Below are 19,532 nucleotides of genomic sequence, written 5' to 3'. Positions count from 1 at the left end.
TGCGGGCAATTTTTCAGATTCGATCTTTCTGCGGAGGCAACAAAGCGCTGCACATCTCGATTTGGGGAGGCGCCGGCAGCGTTGTGTTCCGAAGGCTTTGGCGCGTCGCCATTTGTTGTGACACTAATTCGTATCGGACGCTATGTCGGTACGCTAACGGGCATGCATTGCGGATATCGCCGCTGACACCGCTGCAGGCGGCGCAGCATGACTTCGCCGCTCCGCCAGCGCCCTGCGGGTTATGACGCCCATTCTCGCTTGGTTGCTTCATAGCCCTGGTGCACCACAGCGGATTCGCCATACCGTTGACCGCCTCTGATGGCTTCGCGGGTGAGCCCGGTGAGGACGATGGACGCGGTCCAGTCGACGGACTGGACCGCGTCCATCGCAAGAAGAACTTTCTTCCCGCCAGGCTGCCAGTTGCGCACGTCGAGGATCAGGTAGCGGATGACCCAGGACACGTCATCGAATAGATAGCCGGAGACGCTACCGATGTTGCCATCCGCGCCTTCTATGCGATATCCGTGCACCGCGGTCGTGCTGCGCAGGTGGATGTCATCGGGCTCGATTGCGCTATGCCCGCCGTTCCTGGCAATACGCCTGGACTCGATGCTGGCAGTCCCCTGCTGGTCGACGACCGGGTAGGGCCCGATGCCCCAGAGGCTCACACCGCCCCAGTACACGGGATAGTTGTAGTACGCGACGTAGTCCAGTTCGTGCTGCCGGGACACGGGCTTATGCGCGTCGATGGCCGGACTGTCCATCACCTGCTGGAGCGAGAGCTCCACGTGGATCGTGGATGACTCTCGGTCGAATGCTCTGATCGCGTACGGGGAGATCAGTACATGCAGTCCCTGTAACCGAGAGCCCGTCTTGACTATCAGATAGCGGACGCCCCATCTCTCGTCGTCGAAATATGCTTGTTCGATATGCCCAATATCGCCGTCGACTGCCGCGACGGCGCATCCATGAAGGCTTTTGATACTGCGTAACATGGTCGGTTTTCCTTCGATATGCGATTGGGTTCGCGAGCCATTGAAGCCGTTGTCTGCGCCTGAAACGGAGCTGTCCTGCGCCGTCTCAGCGATGGGCAAATGCCGTGCCGATCATCTCGTCATGATCCGCCGCTTCGGTCAGGTAGAATTCCCGCCGCGCCTCCTCGACCACCCTCCGCACGTAGGCGCTGTAGCCGTTCTCTGGCCGGGTCTCTCTGATGTCCCAGTTGCGTCCTGCCACATCCAGCGGATGCACCTTCGGTGGAGGCAGTTCGAGACTAGGGAGACAGGCGTCGGCAGGACAGTTATCTTCGATCCGTTTGTTGAGCTCCTGCAGTACTTGCTCCATGGAGAGAACGCGTTTTGACATGACAAACTCCTGATTCATGAATTCTGACAGGTGCGAGCAAGCGCTCGCACCTCGTTGCCACCATGCGCGGCCGCCAGGCCTACGCCCCTCATGGCCTAGATCTCTTCAGCAGCGCCGCCTAGGCATCGCTGTGGGCCACGTTGCAGTTGTCGGCATAGAACAGCGTTGACGATCCCAGCGTAGCCCTTGCCTTCGCTGCGTTTGACCACGTAGACCTTCTTCACGACGTCGACGTTGAGGACGGGCATGCCCAAGATCGACGATGTCTTGTCGGTGTCGGCAGCGGGATTGACCATATCGTTGGCGTCGACTACCAGCACCACGTCGGCGTCCGCAAACTCAGCATTTACATTGTCGCGCTGGAAGATCCTGTCGTCGGCCATACCGGCCCCCGCCAGCAGCGTGCGCCGCCCGGTCAGATGCTGATATTGCGGGCATAGCGCATATAGAAGATGCCGGCATCGCCCGCATCGAGTGATTTCAAGCGGCCTTCGTCCGCGCCGCGATTCCGGCGGACGACCACGCCGAAATTGGTGAACAGCACATGGCACGCGGCTTCGAGCGTCCTGTTTCGCAGCCTCGGGTAAGCAAGTGCTTTCACATTTTCGTCCTCGCGGATGGAGTGGGGCGGACATGTGACGCGACGGTCTCGCTTTGCGCAGTCGTACTGCGCCAAGGATATGCGGCTCAATGCAGTTGGGCGGACACTGCGCGCAGTGGGCGAGAGTGTCGGTACGCTGGCGTACTGGCTTGCCGGCGAGATGGAACCCTGGGGGGCTTCACATGCCGGAGAAGATAGACGAAATTCGTATCCGGGCCGATACTGTGCGAAGCCTTCCTGATCGATTTCCGATCGCCATTTCGATAGTCGTTACCGGCAGCCCGTACGGTGGCGTACCGACAATGGTCTCGCGACAATGTAGCGTGTATGGGCGGTATCAGCCTGCCATGAGGCCACTGCTCCGTTTGCCTATGCCGACGGCGGCCAACTTGCCACCATGCGCCCGCGTCCTCTCGATAGCTGCCGCCGATCATTACTGGCGCAAACGTGCCGGAGTTCCCCATGCAACATACCGTTGAATATCGCGGCTTCGAAATTTGGATTGACATGGTTGGAAGTTCCCAGGACATATTCGAAGCCTGGTACCGCCTGCGCAGTTCGCTGCCGCCGGCCTTTCCCGCGCTGGCCGAGTACCGAGTAAAGGTGCACGGCGGCCCATTTACGCAGCGCTGGGCAGTCCTGGCGGCCGAACTAGCGGGAAGGTCCGCGGTCGACAGCCTTCTTTCCAGGGCTCGGCATGCACGGATATGAGCGGCGCTATGCCCCTGCCCGGGCCGCGAGCGCGGAGCCATCGTCAGATTGGAGATATCCGTGAGTTCGGATTCCCCAAGCGCGCCCTGTGCGACCGATTTGGATGCACTGCGCTGATAGACAGATCTTGCCGGATTACATGCGTCAGTCGATCTGCCTGGCAGCGTTGATGGGCCTGCGAGGCGTCTAGGTTCTTGCCCACGACAGCATCGTGCTGGGAGAGGATGCCCCGACGCATCAGCCTGTCGGGCAGCTAGCCAATCTGCGCGTGATTCCCAGCTTGGTGATGATTCCCCCGGCGGATGCAAACGAGACGGGATAGCCCGGTGCCCCGGACTGACCGTGCGGACGGATGCCTCTTTCAGTCTGCGAGGGCGTCTTCGACGATCGTTTGCGCTTCCTCGGTAATGCGCCGCAGGTGCGCGTTGTCATGAAAGCTCTCGGCGTAGATCTTATAGATGTCTTCCGTACCGGATGGCCTCACGGCGAACCAGCCTCCCTCGGCAATGACCTTCAGCCCGCCGATCGGCGCGTCGTTGCCGGGCGCTCTGCTGAGGACATGCTGAATGCGCTCGCCGGCAAGCTCCGTGCATTTCACCTGCTGTGGCGAGAGCAGCGATAGCACCTTCCTCTGGGCTATCGTTGCAGCCGCTTCGAGCCGGGTGGTGACCGAACTGCCCAGCTCATGGGCGAGCTTGCGATAGATCTCGCCAGGATCTCGCCCGACGCGCGCTGTAATTTCGGCCGAGAGCAGGCCTGCCGCGAGGCCGTCCTTGTCGGTAGTCCATACAGAACCGTCAAGGCGCAGGAACGAGGCCCCCGCGCTCTCTTCGCCGCAGAATCCCAGGCTCGCGTTGCACAGCCCCTCGGTGAACCACTTGAAACCGACAGGGACCTCATAAAGACTTCGGCCTAGGCGCTCGGCGACCCGATCGATCATCTGGCTGCTGACAACGGTCTTTCCCACGCGAGCGTTCGCGGGCCAGCTTGTGCGATGCCGGAAGAGGTAGTCGATGGCAACCGCTTGGTAGTGATCGGCAGGTAGCAGGCCAACGCTCTGCGTGACAATGCCATGACGGTCATGATCGGTGTCGCAAGCAAAGGCAATGTCGTAGCGGCTCTTCACGTCTGTCAGGGGCTGCATGGCAAAGGGCGATGACGGATCCATGCGGATGCGGCCGTCCCAGTCTACCGTCATGAAGCGGAAGGTGGGATCAACCTCATCGCTGATCACGCTCAGGCGCAGCCCGTAGCGCTCGCTGATGGACTCCCAGTAGTGAACGCCGGCCCCGCCGAGTGGGTTCACGCCGAGCCGGATGCCCGATTCACGGATCACGGTCATGTCGATCGTCTTTCCGACCGCATTAGTGTACGCCCTGAGATAGTTGTAGCGGTGGGTCGTGGCTGCGTTCACAGCTCTCTCAAACGGCATCCGCTTGATGCCGACGAGGCCTGCTTCCAGGAGCGCATTGGCCCGGGTTTCGATCCAGGTGGTCGTGGCGGTATCGGCCGGGCCGCCGGTGGGCTGGTTGTACTTGACGCCACCGTTGTCGGGCGGATTGTGCGAGGGAGTGACGACGATGCCGTCGGCAAAGCCGCTGGTGCGTCCGTGGTTATGGGAAAGTATGGCGAGCGAGATTGCCGGCGTGGGAGTGTACTCGTCGTGCTCCGCGAGCATGACGTCCACGCCGTGGGCGGCAAGTATCTCGAGCGCGCTGGCGCAGGCCGGGATCGACAATGCGTGGGTGTCGATGCCGAGGAAGAGTGGGCCATCGATCCTTTTCTCGGCGCGGTATTCGCAGATTGCTTGGCTGATGGCAAGTATGTGCCACTCGTTGAAGCTTCTTTCCAGGGAGGAGCCCCGGTGGCCGGAAGTGCCGAATATGACGCGTTGCCGGGCTTCGGCGGGATCGGGCGTGTTGGTGTAGTAGGCAGTGACGAGCCGAGGAATATCCACTAGGATCGCCCTTGGTGCCAGCTTGCCGGCTAGAGGACTGACGATCATGACGACGTCTTCGGTGTTGTGGATTCGGTGGCGCCGTATGCTGCGGCATGACGGGACGCCCGCGCCCGCTCAAAGAGCGCGACCCATCTGGCATAGTTCCGGGCGATACGGGAAACGGCTTCCTGTCCTGTCATTTCCCCGGTCTCGTAGCTGACGATGGCGTCCCAGAACGTGGTGCGCCCAACCGCGAATCCGGTCATGCCGGGCACTGGCGCGGCGGTTTCCAGCCATTCCGCTACCCTGGCCTCGTCGGCGCTGCGTCCCAGTACGATGCAGCCGACGTTATCCCGCGCGTTGCGTCGCACGGTTTCCACCAGTTGCTCGTAGTCCTCGCGCCAGTCGAGTCCTTCGATCTTCCAGATATCCGGTTCGATGCCGGCATCCTGCAGGGTACGGATCGCCTGGCGCATCAGGCCGGGGCGGGTGCGCCGGTCATAGGCATCCTTGTCCATCCCGACGAGCTCCATCTGCGCCATTGTGGCCGGTACCAGCAGTTCGAGCATGAGGCGCTGCCCGGCACGCCGGCAGTAGTCGGCAAGTTGCCTCAGTTGCGCCGTTTGCCGGAGGTTGAGCGCGGCGTCGTTGTCAGGGTTATAGCGCACCAGAGCCTTTGCGAAGGTCGGCCTGAACGCTTCGATATGCTCCGCGAATGCTTGGCCATACTCAAACTCGAATTCATCCGGGCCACTCTTTTCGACAGAGAGCGCGGTCACGTAGCCGCCCTCCGTCGCGTCGTGCAGGATGCAGGCGCCGAATTCTTCATCAACCAGGATGCCGGCGCAAGATGCTGGCACCCCGTTGTCGACTGCATCCCGGAACCCATCGTAGATGATCTGCTTGCTGCTGGTCACTCTATCGCGCTCGGTAGGTGTCAGTGGAGGACGAAAGTGGAACAGGTCGGTCACGTAGGACTGGCGATGATCGAACGGTAGCAGGTAGAGCGGTGAGTTGTAGCCGGATTTCATAACTGTTTCCCTCAAGCCGGCAATGGTGCCGGATCCATGCGGTGACGACGCTGTCGTGCGCGAGTCGCGCCGACCTGCTGATTTCTCCTGGCACGGACAAGTGCCAGGTCTGTGTCGGGCAACTGCCGGCCGCGGCCCGGCCTGCATGCGCGGGTCGCGGCGAATCTTGTTACTGAGGTGTGTCCGGCGCGGGGCGCTTGCGAGCTACAGGACCTCCATCCGGGCCGAGAGCAGGGGGTGGTTTCTTTCAACACGGGCCCCGTTCAATCGGCAGCGACACCAGAGACGGAGGCTGAAGAGCCACCTCGATCAAGGTCGTTCCGCCGTCGAGCAAGAAGACATGTGCTTCGTCAGTGAGTGCCGCCGCCGCACTGATCCGGTCGATATCTTCGGCGTCCAAGTATCCCGGTTCTCCCAGGGCTTGCCATGTTGCCCGCGGATTGAAATGATCCGCATCGACGCGCGAGATCGTTCGGGATAAAGCCATGCGCAGAGCGGAGTCCGCGTGTGGTATTGGCGCAGGGGTATCAACGCGGCGTCGTTTTTCACGCAGAATTGCGTGAGGCTGCCGCTGCGGCACGCTACGGATATCTCGCGACCGGTTGCTGTACGTCACCATACGAAGCTGGCGTGGCAACAATGCCAAGCTCGCCCCTGGAGCCGGTCTCGGACTCCACCTTGCTTTGCGCATGATCGCGCAGGATTTCTTTCAGCATTCTTATAGCGCTCTCAAGGCGGGCTGATGCAGTGTCTTCAGTCATGGTGTTGCTTCTTGAAAATGGAGGGTGGACGTGTTCCTTGGGGAAGGCGCTTCCGGCTAGTCCGTGGCATCGACAGAGGCGCGACGCGCAAGGATCTGTATCGCCTTCTTGCCTCTATGTATAGTCCGTGCCCCGTATATGCGCCGTCCGGGGCCGTACAGTCTGGGACGTTTATTTTCGAAGGAGCCTCGATGCACGGGGCCGCAGACTCAGGCGCTAGCGCCGGTGCGCGGAAACGTCGACGGAGGACGACTCAAGCCAGTAGCCCGGGCGGCCATAGTGCCGATGAATGCCGGCTTCCAGCCTCCGGTCTAGGCTGCTTCGTCGTCATAGCGCCGCGTGGCCTTCAGGACTCCGCCGGACAGGTCGAGCGAGACTATGAACAGGGCTTCCTGCTCTGGCATGAGTGGCATAGCGTGCAATGGCTTGCGCGGTGCGCGGATGCGTGCCATTCCTCCGCGCTGGCTCTGCCCAGGTCCGCTGTAAAGGCGCTGGCTCGCGGCATGCCAGGATCAGCCTTGCCTGGATGCGGGCCGTATCTGCTGGCTGAGGAAGACCGTATCGGCGTTCTGTTTTTGCACTTTCGACATGCTGTCGTAGAGCGCCTGGAACACGGATGCGAGCTTACGGACGCCTTCGGCATGCACCTCGGCGATCCTGCCGCAGGTGTTGAGGTCGCCGGGGGCCGTCATATCCCTGGCGCTGCTGCTGCGCTGCTGGCGCAGCGACGCCATCGCGCCAGCGTTGTCGCGCATCACCTGCGGGATCTTCTGCCAGTGATCCTGTTGCGATATTGTGATGCGGAGTTGGACATGCAGTTCCCGGATATGCGTTTCCAACCGGTCGGGCCGCGTCCAGTGCGCTCGGTGTGCGGCGACTGGTGCGGCGGCTGGCATTGCTCTGGTCGGGGCGGGTAGCTCCAGTAGTGCTGCTGCGATGGCAGTTGGCAGTGCGAGGGGCGTCTTGGGCATGAAGAGGGGGAAGATGAATGCCATGAATGATCTCTTTTGAGCCCGCCAGGGGATTGCAGATGCCTCGGCGGCGCGACGGCGGCAGGGCAGGGCGGAAGTCGCCGCCGGGGCGCGGTCATGCTGGTGGCTCGGGCATATGCCACCACTGTTAGTGGATGACGATTTCTCGTGCGCCGCGAAATCGCACCCTGCGCAGCAAGGCGCGCCACCAAGTCATCGCAGCCGCTGATGCAGGCATCCTCCGGTCGGGTGGCAATGGCCCTGCGAGCGCGGCTGCGGCAATCATCACGACAACATCGTCGCACTCGCCCACCAGCTCGATCGCGGCCCGCTGCGGTGGCGTTGTGTAGATCACCGTGAGGACATCATTGAGGGCCTTCGCGCTGCTGAAGGGGCCGAAACGGTAGATCCAGGTCCCATCGACCTCGGCGAAGAACCAACTGGATGGCGCAGTGCAATAGGTCACCACCGCTATACTAGGTACCTTGGATTGCATGAAATGCTCCCTGCCCGTGCGCACGGCATGGGCGTTGCCGGCGGTGCCTCCTCCGTAGAGGAGCACTGCTCGTATTCAGATTCTGCCGAAGAAGGCAAGTATCAACACCACCAGTAGCAATGTCCCCAGCACGCTGCCGGGCATATAGCCCCATGCGCGGCTATGGTGCCAGACCGGCACGACTGCCATCAAAGTCATCGCCAATACGACGACCACCAGAACAGATAGCATGGTTCTCTCCGCAATTCCTTGCCCAGGCTAGGCTTGTCATCGGCCTGCCAGCATGGCGGGTACCGGACCCGCCCATAGACAAAGGTTGGAACAATACTGCTGGCGTGTCGGTACGATGGCGGACATGCACTCCCGCGGTATGAATCGATTCACTGTGGCTGGCGGCAGCGCCGCCGATGTAACTGGGCGGGTGCCGGCCACCATGGGATCGGGACAGCCCCGGACGATGCCGGGCATCCTCCTCCTCGATAGGGGATTCCTGGCATCGGTCATGTAGACGCGTCGCCGGTGCCCACGCATAAATGGCCTATCGATCGACAGCACCGGCTGCGATAGCGCAGCGGATGGACCGAGGCCTGTAGCCGGTATGCTCGAGACGTCGAGGTGCCGCCATGCGTTCCCTTCTGTATTTTTGCTTCGAGGATGCTGTTTCGGCCAAAGCCGGGTGGGACCGCCTGCTTCCGCTTGGGCAGCCACCCGTCCATGTCTCGGGTCCCTGGTTCTTCGGCGAGGCATTTAGGCCAGTGAAGGGATTTCCCGCTATCGATGCCGCACATGTCACCTTTCGGCGTGAAGGGGCGACCGCAGGATATGCAATTTGTGCGCTGCTGGGCGTGGTAATCACCGGACACTACACTGACCAAGCCGCACTGTTGGTCGGCATCGCCGCGTATTGTGTTGGCTTTGTCATCGGCGGGGTAGCCGGCTGGTGCCTCGGGGGACTGGCCGGAAGCCGGGTTGTCCGGCCACATCTGGCACGGCATGCTGCCGTGCTGTCCGAGGGCGAGATCCTGATGGTCGTTGGCTGCAAGACTGCGGAGAAGGAAAAGGTGCGAGCGATGCTGTGCGGATCAGGAGGCGTTGGCGTCGAAGAACATGGGGACCTGCTGCCCCATCTCAGGTGAACCCGGTGACATTACGCGTCGTGGTACGTTTGAGGCTTCTAGCCTCTTCGGGTCAGTTCGCTTGCGCCCACGAGCAAGGCTGCGTTTGACTATGCCGAGGCCAAGGCGCGGAGGGATACCTCGACACTCCAGGTTCTAGGGATGGCGCAGTTTTCTCAGGTGGCTGGCAAGTCCGGCAGCAAACGGTCGAATTCCTTCTTCACTACGGCGTAGCATTCGCACGCGTGCATTTCGAGCGCGGGCCGGTCGAGCACCGAGATATGGCCGTGGCTGTAGCGAATCAGGCCGGCGTTCTGCAGCTTGAGCGCCGCCTCGGTGACGCCCGAGCGCCGCACGCCCAGCATGTTGGAGATCAGCTCTTGCGTCATGGTCAACTCGTTGGTCGGCAGACGGTCGATGCTCAGCAGCAGCCAGCGGCAAAGCTGCTGCTCGATGGAGTGGTGCCGGTTGCAGACCGCGGTCTGGGCCATCTGGGTAATCAATGCCTGGGTATATCGCAGCAACAGACGCTGCATCGGGCCGCCGCGCGCGAATTCCTGCTTGAGCAGCTTGGCATTGAGCTTGTAGCCGTAGCCGGCGCTTTGCACGATGGCCCGGCTGGGCGTGGTTTCGCCGCCCATGAACAGCGCGATGCCGACGACGCCTTCGTTGCCGACGATGGCAATCTCGGCCGATGAGCCGTCTTCCATCACATACAGCAGCGATACGATCGCGGTAGTGGGGAAGTACACCGACCTCAACTGATCGCCCGATTCGTAGACCACATGCCCCAGGGGTAGTTCGACGAGCACGAGGTGCGGTTCAATGCGCAACCAGTCTGCCTCTGGCAGTACCGCAAGCAGATGGTTCGCCTTCGGGTCATGCAGGGCACTCATATTGCACCTCCGGGGCCGGCCAGTTGAAGGAGCCGGCATGCTGGCGGCAATACGCACGGTTTCCGCCGCGTGAAAAATGCGCCACCGCTAAAAATATAGTCCAGCGCGTTGTCGGGAAGATGGGTGATGGCGACATTGTGGCCTCGAGCAGGTATCGTTTGCGCCACTTGATGCCATGTGCTGATTGACATTCATCACTTTCGTTCCACTGCGTTGTCTAGGTTGGTTTCCCTCGGAGCGTCATCAGCCCACGTCGACATCGCGCTGTCTACGGTTTTGATGCGCGATCATGTAATCGGCACCAATGCCCCTATTGTGAGCCATAGTGCCCGTATTGTGATGCGGGTCCTTGTTTTTTTTCGATGGCACCACGCTTTGCCTTGCCAGCGGCGCTTGTCCGTGCGTTGCCGCCGCGCGCAGCCGGACGCAACTGTCCGTCATCGTACCGACAAGCTTCGCGCCCGATGGCATCTTGAGCCATCGGTCAGATCTGTTTCAGGTAGTGCGGTCAGCCACGCATCGGGCTCGAAAATTTCGGCGCCTTGGCGGAAAGCAACGGCGACCTGGCCAAAACGCGGAGTCGGGAAGGGGGTGTCCATGCTAGGAACCGTATTGCTCGTCGTGCTCGTGCTTGTCCTGCTCGGCGCCATGCCGACGTGGCCGCACAGTCGCTCCTGGGGCTACATGCCCAGCGGCGTGCTGGGCGCGCTGTTGATCGTAGTGCTAGTGCTGGTGCTGCTGGGCCGCTTCTAGGCGGCCGAGGCTAGGCTTGGCACGCAGGTCAGGGTTGTGCCGCGCGTGATGCCCGGCGCGGTTGGCCAGCCGGCCAACCGCCATCTTCAAGGAGCGATGTTATGAATGAAAGCCAAGTGAAGGGCCGTCTCGAGAAGGCGAAGGGGAAACTGCGGGAAATGTTTGGAAAGACCACCGGGCGCAAGACAACTGAACTCAGAGGTAAGGCCGAACAGCTTGTCGGCGAGGTACAAGCTTCCTACGGAGATGCGAAGGAACAACAGCACAAGCAATCATAGCCGTGCCGCAGCCGATATCTGAAGGGCGTTCATGTATTCAGCACTGCTCCGTACGTTCGATTTCTCTTCAATCGCGTCACCATGGAATAACACGGCACCGGTACGCGAGGAGCTGTTCGGCACCGAGCGGCTGGAGCAGCATGCGCAGAGCCTGGCCGCGGCGCAGCCGGTCACGCCAAGGCCGCCGCGGGTGCCGTCCTTGCGCAGCCGCCTCAACGGCAATGCCGAGGTCCTGCTCGCCGCCTACCGCGCCAGCGCGGCGGAGCTGGAAAGCGGCCGGAGCGTGGAGCCCGCGGCCGAATGGCTGCTCGACAACTACCACCTGGTGGAAGCGCAGATCCGCGAGATCCGCGACGACCTGCCCGCCGGCTATTACCGCCAGCTGCCCAAGCTGAGCGAGGGGCCGTTCGCCGGCTACCCGCGGATATTCGGCATGGCGTGGGCCTTCGTGGCGCACACCGACAGCCATCTCGACCCGGACATGCTGCGCCGCTTCATCGCCGCGTATCAGCGCGTCCAGCCGCTGACCATCGGTGAGTTGTGGGCGGTCGCCATCACGCTGCGCATCGTGCTGGTGGAGAATCTGCGCCGGCTCGCGGAGCAGATCACCACCGCGCGCGCCGCGCGCGCCGACGCCGACGCATTGTCGAAGCGGCTGCTGGTGTCGGGCTGCGCCGGCTCGGCGCTCGCCATCGACATCGCCTCGCGCCCGGCGTCGCCGCTGTCGGAGCTGTTCGCCGCGCAGCTGGCCAAGCGGCTGCGCGACCAGGACCCGCGCACCACGCCCACGCTGGGCTGGCTGGAGGGGCGGCTGGGCCTGCAGGGCGTGTCGGTCGACGACGTGGTGCGGCACGCGCAGCAGCGCCAGGGCGCGGCCAACGTCACGGTGCGCAACGTCATCACCAGCATGCGGCTGATTTCCGACATCGACTGGGCCGAGCTGTTCGAAAGCGTGAGCCTGGTCGACCAGCGGCTGCGCGCGGGCAGCGCCTTCGCGGCGATGGACTTTGCCACGCGCAATCTCTACCGCAGCGCCATCGAGCAGCTGGCGCGCGGCGCGCCGCTGCCGGAGCTGGAGATCGCCGGCGCCGCGCTGGCGGCCGCCAGCGCGGCCGCGGCCGGCTCGGCCGGCGCGGCGCAGGCCGAGCGCACCGGCGACCCCGGCTATCACCTGATCGCGGAAGGACGGCTCGCGCTGGAGCGGGCGATCGGGTTCCGCGCGCCGGCGCGCCTGCGCGTCAGCCGCCTCAACGCCGCCCTCGGCGTGGGCGGCTACGTGGGCGCGCTCCTGCTCGTCACGCTGGCCGTGCTCGCGGCGTTCCTCTGGGTGCTGGCCGCGGTGTCCGGGCCCGGGCTCGCGGGCGGCTGGCTGGCGCTGATCGGCGCCCTCTGCTTCGTGCCGGCGAGCGAGGTGGCCACCACGCTGGTCAACCGGGCGATGGCGTGGAGCTTCGGCGCGTCCCTGCTGCCCGGCCTCGAGCTGACGGGCGGGGTGCCGCCGTCGCTGCGCACGCTGGTCGCCGTGCCCACGCTGCTGGGCAGCGAAGCCAGCCTGCGCGAGCAGATCGAGCGCCTGGAGGTGCACCACCTGGCCGGCGCCGGCGGCGATCTGACCTTCGCGCTGCTGACCGACGGCGCCGACGCCGACCACGAAACGGTGGCGGCCGACGCCGCGCTGCTGGCCGTGGCCGCGGACGCCATCGGCGAGCTCAACCGCCGCCACGGGCCGGGGCCCGCGGGCGAGCGCTTCCTGCTGCTGCACCGGCGCCGCCTGTTCAACGCCGGCGAGCGGACGTGGATGGGATGGGAGCGCAAGCGCGGCAAGCTGCATGAACTCAACCGGCTGCTGCGCGGCGCCACCGACACCAGCTACGTCGGCGCCGACGGCGGGCTGCCGCGCGTGCCCGCCGGCGTGCGCTACGTCATCACGCTCGACGCCGACACGCGCCTGCCGCGCGACGCGGCGCTGCGGCTGATCGGCAAGATGGCCCATCCGCTGAACCGGCCGCGCTTCGACGAGCGGCTGCGGCGCATCGTGGGCGGATACGCCGTGCTGCAGCCGCGCGTGACGCCGTCGCTGCCGGTAGGCAGCGAGGGATCGGTGTTCCAGCGGATCTTCTCGGCGCCGGGCGGCATCGACCCGTATGCGGCGGCCGCGTCCGACGTCTACCAGGACCTGTTCGGCGAGGGCTCCTATACCGGCAAGGGCATCTACGACGTCGATGCGTTCGAGCGCGCGCTGCATGGCCGCATTCCGGAGAACGCGGTGCTCAGCCACGATCTGTTCGAGGGCGTGTTCGCGCGCGCCGGGCTGGCCTCGGACGTGGAGGTGGTGGAGGATTTCCCGTCGCGCTACGACGTCGCCGCCAAGCGCCAGCACCGCTGGACGCGCGGCGACTGGCAACTGCTCGGCTGGATCTTCAAGGGCCGCGCCGGCAGCGAGGCGGTGCCGCTGCTGGGCCGCTGGAAGATGCTCGACAACCTGCGGCGCGCGCTGCTGGCGCCGGTGCTGCTGCTGGCGCTGGGCGCATGCTGGCTGCTGCCGCTGGCGGCCGGCCCGTGGGCCACGCTGATGCTGCTCGCCGCGATCGCGTTCCCGGCGTTCTTTCCCGGCCTGTTCGCGCTGGTGCCGCATCGCGCCGGCATCCGCATGCGCAACCACGTGCGCATGCTGGCCGGCGACCTGCGCGTCGCGGCCACGCAGGTGCTGCTCACCATCGCCTTCCTGCCGGACCAGGCCTGGCGCATGGGCGACGCCATCGCCCGCACCCTGGTGCGCCTGCGCTTCACGCGGCGCCACCTGCTCGAATGGACCACGGCCGCGCAGTCGATGCGCAGCCCGCGGCTGGATCTCGCCGGCTCCTACCGGCAGATGGCGGGCGGGGTGGCGCTGGCGGCGGCCATGACGGCCGGCGCGCTGGCGCTGGCGCGCCCGTCCTGGCCGCTGGCGCTGCCGTTCGGCCTGCTGTGGCTGATGGCGCCGGCTCTGGCCCTGCGCGTCAGCCGCTCGCCGACGGTGGCGCGGCGCCTGCTGGCCTCGGAGCCGGACGCGCGCGACCTGCGCCTGACGGCGCGCCGCACCTGGCGCTATTTCGAGACCTTCGTCACGCCGGCGGACAACATGCTGCCGCCCGACAATTTCCAGGAGCGGCCGCGGCCGGTGGTGGCGCACCGGACCTCGCCCACCAACATCGGCCTCTACCTGCTCTCCGCCGTCGCCGCGCGCGATTTCGGCTGGAGCGCCACGGTGGCGACGGTCGAGCGCGTGGAAGCGGCGTTTGCCGCCATGCGCCGGCTGCCGCGCCTGCGCGGGCATTTCTACAACTGGTACGACACGCAGGACCTGCGCGCGCTCACGCCCGCCTACGTCTCGTCGGTGGACAGCGGCAACCTCGCCGGCCACCTGATCGTGCTGGCCAACGCCTGCGAGGAATGGACCGACGCCGCGGCGGCGCCGGATTTCCGGCCCGGCATGACGGACACGGTCCGGCTCGCGCGCGAGGCCCTCGCCGCGCTGGCCACGCCGGGCGGCGAGCGCGGCGGCGTCCTGGGCGGGCTGATCGGGGACATCGAGGCCCGGCTGGCCGGCACCGAGCCGCTGGCCACGCTGGCGCCCGCGCTCAGGCGGCTGACGGAAAAGGCCGCCGCGACGGCGCGCGAGATGCTGCCCGCGGCCGGCGACGACAGCCTCGCCGACCTGCTGTTCTGGGCCGAGGCGCTGCGCGACACCGTGGCCGGCCACGAGCAGGACCGGCTGCAGATCGGCGCGGCGCCGGCCGCGTTCGCGGCGCGCCTGCGCGCGCTCGCCGCCGAGGCGCGCGCGATGGCGCTGTCGATGGATTTCGGCTTCCTGTTCGACCGCGAGCGCAAGCTGTTGTCGATCGGCTATTCGCAGGAGGACAACCGCCTCGACGCGAACTGCTACGACCTGCTGGCGTCGGAGGCGCGGCTGGCCAGCCTGTTCGCCATCGCCAAGGGCGACGTGGCCACGCGCCACTGGTTCCACCTGGGGCGCACGGCCACGCCGCTGGGCAGCGGCTCGGCGCTGATCTCGTGGTCGGGCTCCATGTTCGAGTACCTGATGCCGTCGCTGGTGATGCGCGCGCCCGGCGGCAGCCTGCTGGAGCAGACCAGCCGGCTGGTGGTGGAGCGCCAGCAGGCCTATGGGCGCTCGCTGGGCGTGCCGTGGGGCGTGTCCGAGTCCGCCTACAACGCGCGCGACATGGAATTCACCTACCAGTATTCCAACTTCGGCGTGCCGGGGCTCGGGCTCAAGCGCGGGCTGTCGGACAACGTGGTGATCGCGCCCTACGCCACCGCGCTGGCCGCGATGGTCGATCCGCAGGCGGCGCAGCGCAACTACGCGCGGCTGGCCGGCATGGGCGCCAAGGGGCGCCACGGGTTCTACGAGGCGCTCGATTTCACGCGCTCGCGCCTGCCCGAGGACGAGGACTTCGCCATCGTGCGCAGCTACATGGCGCATCACCAGGGCATGACCATCGTCGCCATCGCCAACACGCTGCACGCGGGGCAGATGCGCGAGCGCTTCCACCGCGAGCCGGTGATCCAGGCCACCGAGCTGCTACTGCAGGAGCGCATGCCGCGCAACGTCGCCATTTCCCATCCGCGCGCCGAGGAAGTGAAGGCGTCGCGGGCCGAGGCGGGCCACGAGGATGCCACGGCGCGGCGGTATCCGGGCACCACCGCCGGCGCCGTCGTCACGCACCTGCTGTCGAACGGCCGCTATGCCGTGATGCTGACCACCACCGGCGCGGGCTACAGCCGCTGGCGCGACCTCGCCGTGACCCGCTGGCGCGAGGACGCCACGCGCGACGACGCCGGCTCCTTCATCTTCCTGCGCGACACCCAGAGCGGCCGGGTCTGGTCCGCCGGCTCCGGCGACAGTGATGCCAGCGCGGAAGACGCCGGCAGCGACGTGGTGTTCGCCGAGGACCACGCCGAATTCGTCCGCCGCGACGGCAGCCTCGTCACCACGCTCGACGTGCTGGTCTCGGGCGAGGACGACGGCGAAGTGCGGCGCGTCTCGCTGGCCAACAGCGGCCGCCGCGCGCGCGAGATCGAGCTGACCTCCTACGCGGAGCTGGTGCTGGCGATGCCGTCCGCGGACGACGCGCATCCCGCCTTCTCCAAGCTGTTCGTCGAGACCGGATACCTGGCCGAGTTCGGCGCGCTGATCGCCACGCGCCGCCCGCGCGCCGGCGGCGAGCCGGACATCTGGGCCGCGCATTTCACCGTGGTGGAGGGCGACGTCGTCGCGGATCTCCAGCACGAGACCGACCGCGCGCGCTTTCTCGGGGCGGGCGCGGCGACGCATGCGGCCGGCGGCGCGCGGCGCGGCCAGCCGCTGTCGGGTACCACCGGCACCGTCCTCGACGCGGTCTTTTCGCTGCGCCAGCGGGTGCGGGTGGCGCCGGGCGGCGTGGCCCGCGTGGCCTTCTGGACGCTGGTGGCGCCGTCGCGGGCCGGGCTGATGGTGCTGATCGACAAGCATCACGACCGCAGCGCCTTCGAGCGCGCCAAGACCCTGGCGTGGACCCAGGCCCAGGTCCAGTTGCGCTATCTCGACGCCAAGGCCGGCGAGGCCGCCGATTTCCAGCGCCTGGCGGCGCCGATCCTGTATGCCGACGCGCGCTTCCGCAGCCCGCCGGAAGCCATCCTGCGCGGCGCGGGCCCGCAGTCCGGGCTGTGGCCGCACGCGATTTCCGGCGACCTGCCCATCGTGCTGCTGCGCATCGACGATGTCGAGGACATGGCGCAGGTGCGCCAGCTGCTGCGCGCGCATGAATACTGGCGGCTCAAGCGCCTGGGCGTCGACCTCGTCATCGTCAACGAGCGCGCGTCGTCCTACACCCAGGACCTGCAGGTGGCGATCGACACGGCGGTGCGCAGCAGCCAGTCGCGGCCCGGCCTGGGCGACGGCCTCGGCCAGGGCGCGGTGCATACCCTGCGCGCGGACCTGATGCGGATCGAGGAACGCGCGCTGCTCCAGTCGGTGGCGCGCGTCGTGCTGGTGGCGCGCCGCGGCGCCATCGCCGAGCAGCTTGCGCGCTTGCCCGCGGCGCCCGTGCGCGCGGCGCGCGGGCGCCCGACGTGGCTCTCGCGCCTGGCCTTCCCGCCGCCGCCGGCCTTGCCCGCGCCGTTGGCGCCGTCCGCACCGCCGGCACCGGCGCGCGGCGCGGCCGCGCTGGAGTTCTTCAACGGGCTCGGCGGCTTCGACAAGGACGGGCGCGAATACGTGATCGAGCTCGACGGCGAGGCGTCGACGCCGGCGCCGTGGCTCAACGTGATCGCCAACCCGGCGTTCGGCTTCCAGGTCTCGGCGCAGGGCAGCGGCTATACCTGGGCCGAGAACAGCCGCGAGAACCAGTTGACGCCGTGGTCCAACGACCCGGTGCTGGACCCGGCCGGCGAAGCGATCTACATCCGCGACGAAGACACGCTCGAACTGTGGACGCCCACCGCCCAGCCGGTGCGCGACGGCGGCGCCTACAGCGCGCGCCATGGCCACGGCTACAGCCGCTTCGCGCACGAGGCCAACGGCATCGCGGCGCAATTGCTGCAATACGTGCCGCTGGACGATCCGCTCAAGATCTCCCGCCTGACGCTGCGCAACCTGTCGGCGGGCCGCCGCCGCCTCTCGGTGACGGCGTTCGCGGAGTGGGTGCTAGGCACCGCGCGCGGGGCCTCGGCGCCGTTCGTCGCCACCGCGCTCGATGGCGCCACCGGCGCCATGCTGGCGCGCAATCCGTGGAGCACCGCGTTCCCGGGGCGGGTCGCCTTCGCCGATCTCGGCGGCAGGCAGGTGGCGTGGACCGCCGACCGCACCGAGTTCCTCGGCCGCAACGGCGCGCCCGCCGCGCCGGCGGCGTTGCTGGGCACGGCGCCGCTGTCGGGCGCCGTGGGCGCCGGGCACGATCCCTGCGCGGCCTTGCAGTGCTTCGTGGAGCTGGCGCCCGGCGAGAGCGTGGAGATCGTCGCGCTGCTGGGGCAATGTGCTTCGCAAGACCAGGCCAGCGCGCTGGTCGCGCGCTATCGCGCCGCCGACCTCGACGCCGTGCTCGCCGCCGTGACGGCGCACTGGGACCGCGTGCTCGGCGCGGTGCAGGTCCGCACGCCGGACCGCAGCATGGACATCATGCTCAACGGCTGGCTGCTCTACCAGACGCTGGCCTGCCGTGTCTGGGCGCGCTCGGCGTTCTACCAGGCCAGCGGCGCCTATGGTTTCCGCGACCAGTTGCAGGACACGATGGCGCTGACCTTCGCCAGCCCGGCCACCACGCGCGGCCACCTGCTGCGGGCCGCCGCGCGGCAGTTCGCCGAGGGCGACGTCCAGCACTGGTGGCTGCCGCACAGCGGGCAGGGCGTGCGCACGCGCATTTCCGACGACTGCGTCTGGCTTGCCTTCTCGGCGGCGACCTACATCGCCGCCTCGGGCGATGCGGCCGTGCTCGACGAATCGGTGCCGTTCCTCGACGGCCCGCCATTGCAGGCCGGCGAGCACGATGCCTTCTTCCAGCCGCAGGCCGGGGCGGCGCCGGCTTCGCTGTTCGAGCACTGCGCCCGCGGCATCGACCGCTGCCTGGCGCTCACCGGCGCGCAAGGGCTGCCGCTGATCGGCGGCGGCGACTGGAACGACGGCATGAACCGCGTCGGCGCCGCGGGCAGGGGCGAGAGCGTCTGGCTGGGCTGGCTGCTGGCGCGCACGCTCGCGCTGTTCGCGCCCTACGCCGAGGCGCGCGATGCCGGCCGCGCCGGCCTCTGGCGCGCGCATGCCGCGGCGCTGGGCGAAGCGCTGGAGCGGCACGGCTGGGACGGCGGCTGGTACCGCCGCGCCACCTTCGACGACGGCAACTGGCTGGGCTCGCAGGCGAGCGCGGCGTGCCGCATCGATGCCATCGCGCAGTCGTGGGCGGTGCTGTCGGGCGCGGGCGATCCCGCGCGCGCGGCGGCCGCGATGGCCGCGCTGGAGCAGCACCTGTGGCGCCGCGAGGACGGGCTGGCGCTGCTGTTCTCGCCGCCCTTCGACGGGGACGGCCCCGACCCCGGCTACATCCGGGCCTATCCGCCCGGCCTGCGCGAGAACGGCGGGCAGTACAGCCATGCGGCGATGTGGTCGGTGCTGGCCTTCGCCCGGCTCGGCGCGGGCACGAAGGCCGCCGAGCTGTTCGCCATGCTCAACCCGATCAACCACGCCGGCACGGCCGAGGCCGCGGCGCGCTACAAGGTGGAGCCATACGTGGTCGCGGCCGACGTCTATTCGGTGGCGCCGCACGTCGGGCGCGGCGGATGGACGTGGTACACGGGCGCGGCGGGCTGGATGCAGCGCGCCGGCATGGAGGGCATCCTCGGCATCCGCAGGGAAGGCGCCTGGCTGGTGGTCGCCCCCGCGATGCCGGCCGCGTGGCCGGGGTTCGAGGCCACCGTCAGGCTCGGCGATTGCCATTACGACATCCGCGTCCGGGCGGCGGCCGGCGCGCCGCACGCGCTGCTCGACGGGCAGCCGGTCGCGGTGGATGGCGGCGGCGTGCGCGTGCCGCTCGGCGATGGCCGGCACGAACTGCTGCTGTGCCTTGCGCCGGCAACTGCATGAGTGC

17 protein-coding genes and 1 pseudogene are annotated in these 19,532 nt (G+C 67.0%); 6 read left to right on the top strand and 12 right to left on the bottom strand.

The window, feature by feature from the left end:
* Positions 1-239: 239 nt before the first annotated feature.
* The 4 genes from ACWTPI_RS14550 to ACWTPI_RS14535 form a co-directional block, all read right to left on the bottom strand.
* A complete protein-coding gene (locus tag ACWTPI_RS14550) occupies positions 240-995 on the bottom strand; it encodes a PRC-barrel domain containing protein (RefSeq protein WP_454731986.1) in 756 nt (251 codons plus the stop codon).
* 85 nt (positions 996-1,080) lie between these two features.
* The gene (locus tag ACWTPI_RS14545) at positions 1,081-1,365 is read right to left on the bottom strand and encodes a hypothetical protein (RefSeq protein ID WP_454731985.1); all 285 of its coding nucleotides are present in this window, start codon (positions 1,363-1,365) and stop codon (positions 1,081-1,083) included.
* A gap of 95 nt (positions 1,366-1,460) precedes the next feature.
* Positions 1,461-1,748: an NAD(P)(+) transhydrogenase (Re/Si-specific) subunit beta gene (locus tag ACWTPI_RS14540; RefSeq protein WP_454731984.1), complete on the bottom strand. Its 288-nt coding sequence runs from the start codon at positions 1,746-1,748 to the stop codon at positions 1,461-1,463.
* Between the two features lie 32 nt (positions 1,749-1,780).
* Positions 1,781-1,966: a hypothetical protein gene (locus ACWTPI_RS14535; protein ID WP_454731983.1), complete on the bottom strand. Its 186-nt coding sequence runs from the start codon at positions 1,964-1,966 to the stop codon at positions 1,781-1,783.
* Positions 1,967-2,428: 462 nt separating this feature from the next.
* On the opposite strand from ACWTPI_RS14535, the gene ACWTPI_RS14530 reads away from it, so the two are divergent.
* A complete protein-coding gene (locus ACWTPI_RS14530; RefSeq protein WP_454731982.1) occupies positions 2,429-2,677 on the top strand; it encodes a hypothetical protein in 249 nt (82 codons plus the stop codon).
* Positions 2,678-2,879: 202 nt separating this feature from the next.
* Positions 2,880-2,999: pseudogene (locus tag ACWTPI_RS14525) on the top strand (hypothetical protein); the annotation flags it as partial.
* A gap of 39 nt (positions 3,000-3,038) precedes the next feature.
* On the opposite strand, the gene pgm reads toward ACWTPI_RS14525, so the two are convergent.
* The 7 genes from pgm to ACWTPI_RS14490 all read right to left on the bottom strand — a co-directional run bounded on the left by pgm (position 3,039) and on the right by ACWTPI_RS14490 (position 8,106).
* Positions 3,039-4,682 carry a phosphoglucomutase (alpha-D-glucose-1,6-bisphosphate-dependent) gene (pgm, locus tag ACWTPI_RS14520; protein WP_454731981.1) on the bottom strand — a complete coding sequence of 548 codons (1,644 nt, stop codon included), beginning with the start codon at positions 4,680-4,682 and terminating at the stop codon, positions 3,039-3,041.
* The gene (locus tag ACWTPI_RS14515; protein ID WP_454731980.1) at positions 4,679-5,647 is read right to left on the bottom strand and encodes a 2-deoxy-5-keto-D-gluconate 6-phosphate aldolase domain-containing protein; all 969 of its coding nucleotides are present in this window, start codon (positions 5,645-5,647) and stop codon (positions 4,679-4,681) included. Before ACWTPI_RS14515 ends, pgm begins: the two co-directional genes overlap by 4 nt.
* Positions 5,648-5,894: 247 nt before the next feature.
* Positions 5,895-6,134, bottom strand: coding sequence for a hypothetical protein (locus ACWTPI_RS14510; protein ID WP_454731979.1), 240 nt, complete (start codon positions 6,132-6,134; stop codon positions 5,895-5,897).
* A 94-nt stretch (positions 6,135-6,228) separates the two neighbouring features.
* Positions 6,229-6,408, bottom strand: coding sequence for a hypothetical protein (locus tag ACWTPI_RS14505; RefSeq protein ID WP_454731978.1), 180 nt, complete (start codon positions 6,406-6,408; stop codon positions 6,229-6,231).
* A 512-nt stretch (positions 6,409-6,920) separates the two neighbouring features.
* On the bottom strand, positions 6,921-7,403 hold the full coding sequence (locus tag ACWTPI_RS14500) for a Spy/CpxP family protein refolding chaperone (protein WP_454731977.1): 483 nt from the start codon (positions 7,401-7,403) through the stop codon (positions 6,921-6,923).
* A 124-nt stretch (positions 7,404-7,527) separates the two neighbouring features.
* Complete coding sequence (locus ACWTPI_RS14495; protein ID WP_454731976.1) at positions 7,528-7,875, bottom strand: hypothetical protein; 348 nt, start codon at positions 7,873-7,875, stop codon at positions 7,528-7,530.
* Between the two features lie 75 nt (positions 7,876-7,950).
* Positions 7,951-8,106 (bottom strand): DUF3309 family protein, encoded by a 156-nt coding sequence (locus tag ACWTPI_RS14490; protein ID WP_454731975.1) that lies wholly within the window; start codon positions 8,104-8,106, stop codon positions 7,951-7,953.
* A 392-nt stretch (positions 8,107-8,498) separates the two neighbouring features.
* Here ACWTPI_RS14490 and ACWTPI_RS14485 point away from each other — a divergent pair, with 392 nt between their 5' ends.
* Positions 8,499-9,011 (top strand): hypothetical protein, encoded by a 513-nt coding sequence (locus ACWTPI_RS14485; RefSeq protein WP_454731974.1) that lies wholly within the window; start codon positions 8,499-8,501, stop codon positions 9,009-9,011.
* 155 nt (positions 9,012-9,166) lie between these two features.
* Here ACWTPI_RS14485 and ACWTPI_RS14480 read toward each other — a convergent pair whose 3' ends face one another.
* Positions 9,167-9,886 carry a Crp/Fnr family transcriptional regulator gene (locus ACWTPI_RS14480; protein ID WP_454731973.1) on the bottom strand — a complete coding sequence of 240 codons (720 nt, stop codon included), beginning with the start codon at positions 9,884-9,886 and terminating at the stop codon, positions 9,167-9,169.
* A 597-nt stretch (positions 9,887-10,483) separates the two neighbouring features.
* On the opposite strand from ACWTPI_RS14480, the gene ACWTPI_RS14475 reads away from it, so the two are divergent.
* From ACWTPI_RS14475 to ACWTPI_RS14465, 3 genes are all read left to right on the top strand, one after another.
* The gene (locus tag ACWTPI_RS14475) at positions 10,484-10,639 is read left to right on the top strand and encodes a DUF3309 family protein (RefSeq protein ID WP_454731972.1); all 156 of its coding nucleotides are present in this window, start codon (positions 10,484-10,486) and stop codon (positions 10,637-10,639) included.
* Positions 10,640-10,740: 101 nt separating this feature from the next.
* A complete protein-coding gene (locus tag ACWTPI_RS14470) occupies positions 10,741-10,917 on the top strand; it encodes a CsbD family protein (RefSeq protein ID WP_454731971.1) in 177 nt (58 codons plus the stop codon).
* Positions 10,918-10,948: 31 nt separating this feature from the next.
* The gene (locus ACWTPI_RS14465; RefSeq protein ID WP_454731970.1) at positions 10,949-19,528 is read left to right on the top strand and encodes a GH36-type glycosyl hydrolase domain-containing protein; all 8,580 of its coding nucleotides are present in this window, start codon (positions 10,949-10,951) and stop codon (positions 19,526-19,528) included.
* Positions 19,529-19,532: the final 4 nt, after the last annotated feature.

Source organism: Cupriavidus ulmosensis, from assembly GCF_977008105.1.
This window is presented reverse-complemented; position numbering and strand designations above follow the sequence as displayed.

Excerpts from the sequence above, each read along its gene's own strand:
- ACWTPI_RS14550 (WP_454731986.1), bottom strand. The coding sequence starts at position 995 with ATGTTACGCAGTATCAAAAGCCTTCATGGATGCGCCGTCGCGGCAGTC.
- ACWTPI_RS14545 (WP_454731985.1), bottom strand. The coding sequence starts at position 1,365 with ATGTCAAAACGCGTTCTCTCCATGGAGCAAGTACTGCAGGAGCTCAAC.
- ACWTPI_RS14540 (WP_454731984.1), bottom strand. The coding sequence starts at position 1,748 with ATGGCCGACGACAGGATCTTCCAGCGCGACAATGTAAATGCTGAGTTT.
- ACWTPI_RS14530 (WP_454731982.1), top strand. The coding sequence starts at position 2,429 with ATGCAACATACCGTTGAATATCGCGGCTTCGAAATTTGGATTGACATG.
- pgm (WP_454731981.1), bottom strand. The coding sequence starts at position 4,682 with ATGATCGTCAGTCCTCTAGCCGGCAAGCTGGCACCAAGGGCGATCCTA.
- ACWTPI_RS14515 (WP_454731980.1), bottom strand. The coding sequence starts at position 5,647 with ATGAAATCCGGCTACAACTCACCGCTCTACCTGCTACCGTTCGATCAT.
- ACWTPI_RS14510 (WP_454731979.1), bottom strand. The coding sequence starts at position 6,134 with ATGGCTTTATCCCGAACGATCTCGCGCGTCGATGCGGATCATTTCAAT.
- ACWTPI_RS14505 (WP_454731978.1), bottom strand. The coding sequence starts at position 6,408 with ATGACTGAAGACACTGCATCAGCCCGCCTTGAGAGCGCTATAAGAATG.
- ACWTPI_RS14500 (WP_454731977.1), bottom strand. The coding sequence starts at position 7,403 with ATGGCATTCATCTTCCCCCTCTTCATGCCCAAGACGCCCCTCGCACTG.
- ACWTPI_RS14495 (WP_454731976.1), bottom strand. The coding sequence starts at position 7,875 with ATGCAATCCAAGGTACCTAGTATAGCGGTGGTGACCTATTGCACTGCG.
- ACWTPI_RS14490 (WP_454731975.1), bottom strand. The coding sequence starts at position 8,106 with ATGCTATCTGTTCTGGTGGTCGTCGTATTGGCGATGACTTTGATGGCA.
- ACWTPI_RS14485 (WP_454731974.1), top strand. The coding sequence starts at position 8,499 with ATGCGTTCCCTTCTGTATTTTTGCTTCGAGGATGCTGTTTCGGCCAAA.
- ACWTPI_RS14480 (WP_454731973.1), bottom strand. The coding sequence starts at position 9,886 with ATGAGTGCCCTGCATGACCCGAAGGCGAACCATCTGCTTGCGGTACTG.
- ACWTPI_RS14475 (WP_454731972.1), top strand. The coding sequence starts at position 10,484 with ATGCTAGGAACCGTATTGCTCGTCGTGCTCGTGCTTGTCCTGCTCGGC.
- ACWTPI_RS14470 (WP_454731971.1), top strand. The coding sequence starts at position 10,741 with ATGAATGAAAGCCAAGTGAAGGGCCGTCTCGAGAAGGCGAAGGGGAAA.
- ACWTPI_RS14465 (WP_454731970.1), top strand. The coding sequence starts at position 10,949 with ATGTATTCAGCACTGCTCCGTACGTTCGATTTCTCTTCAATCGCGTCA.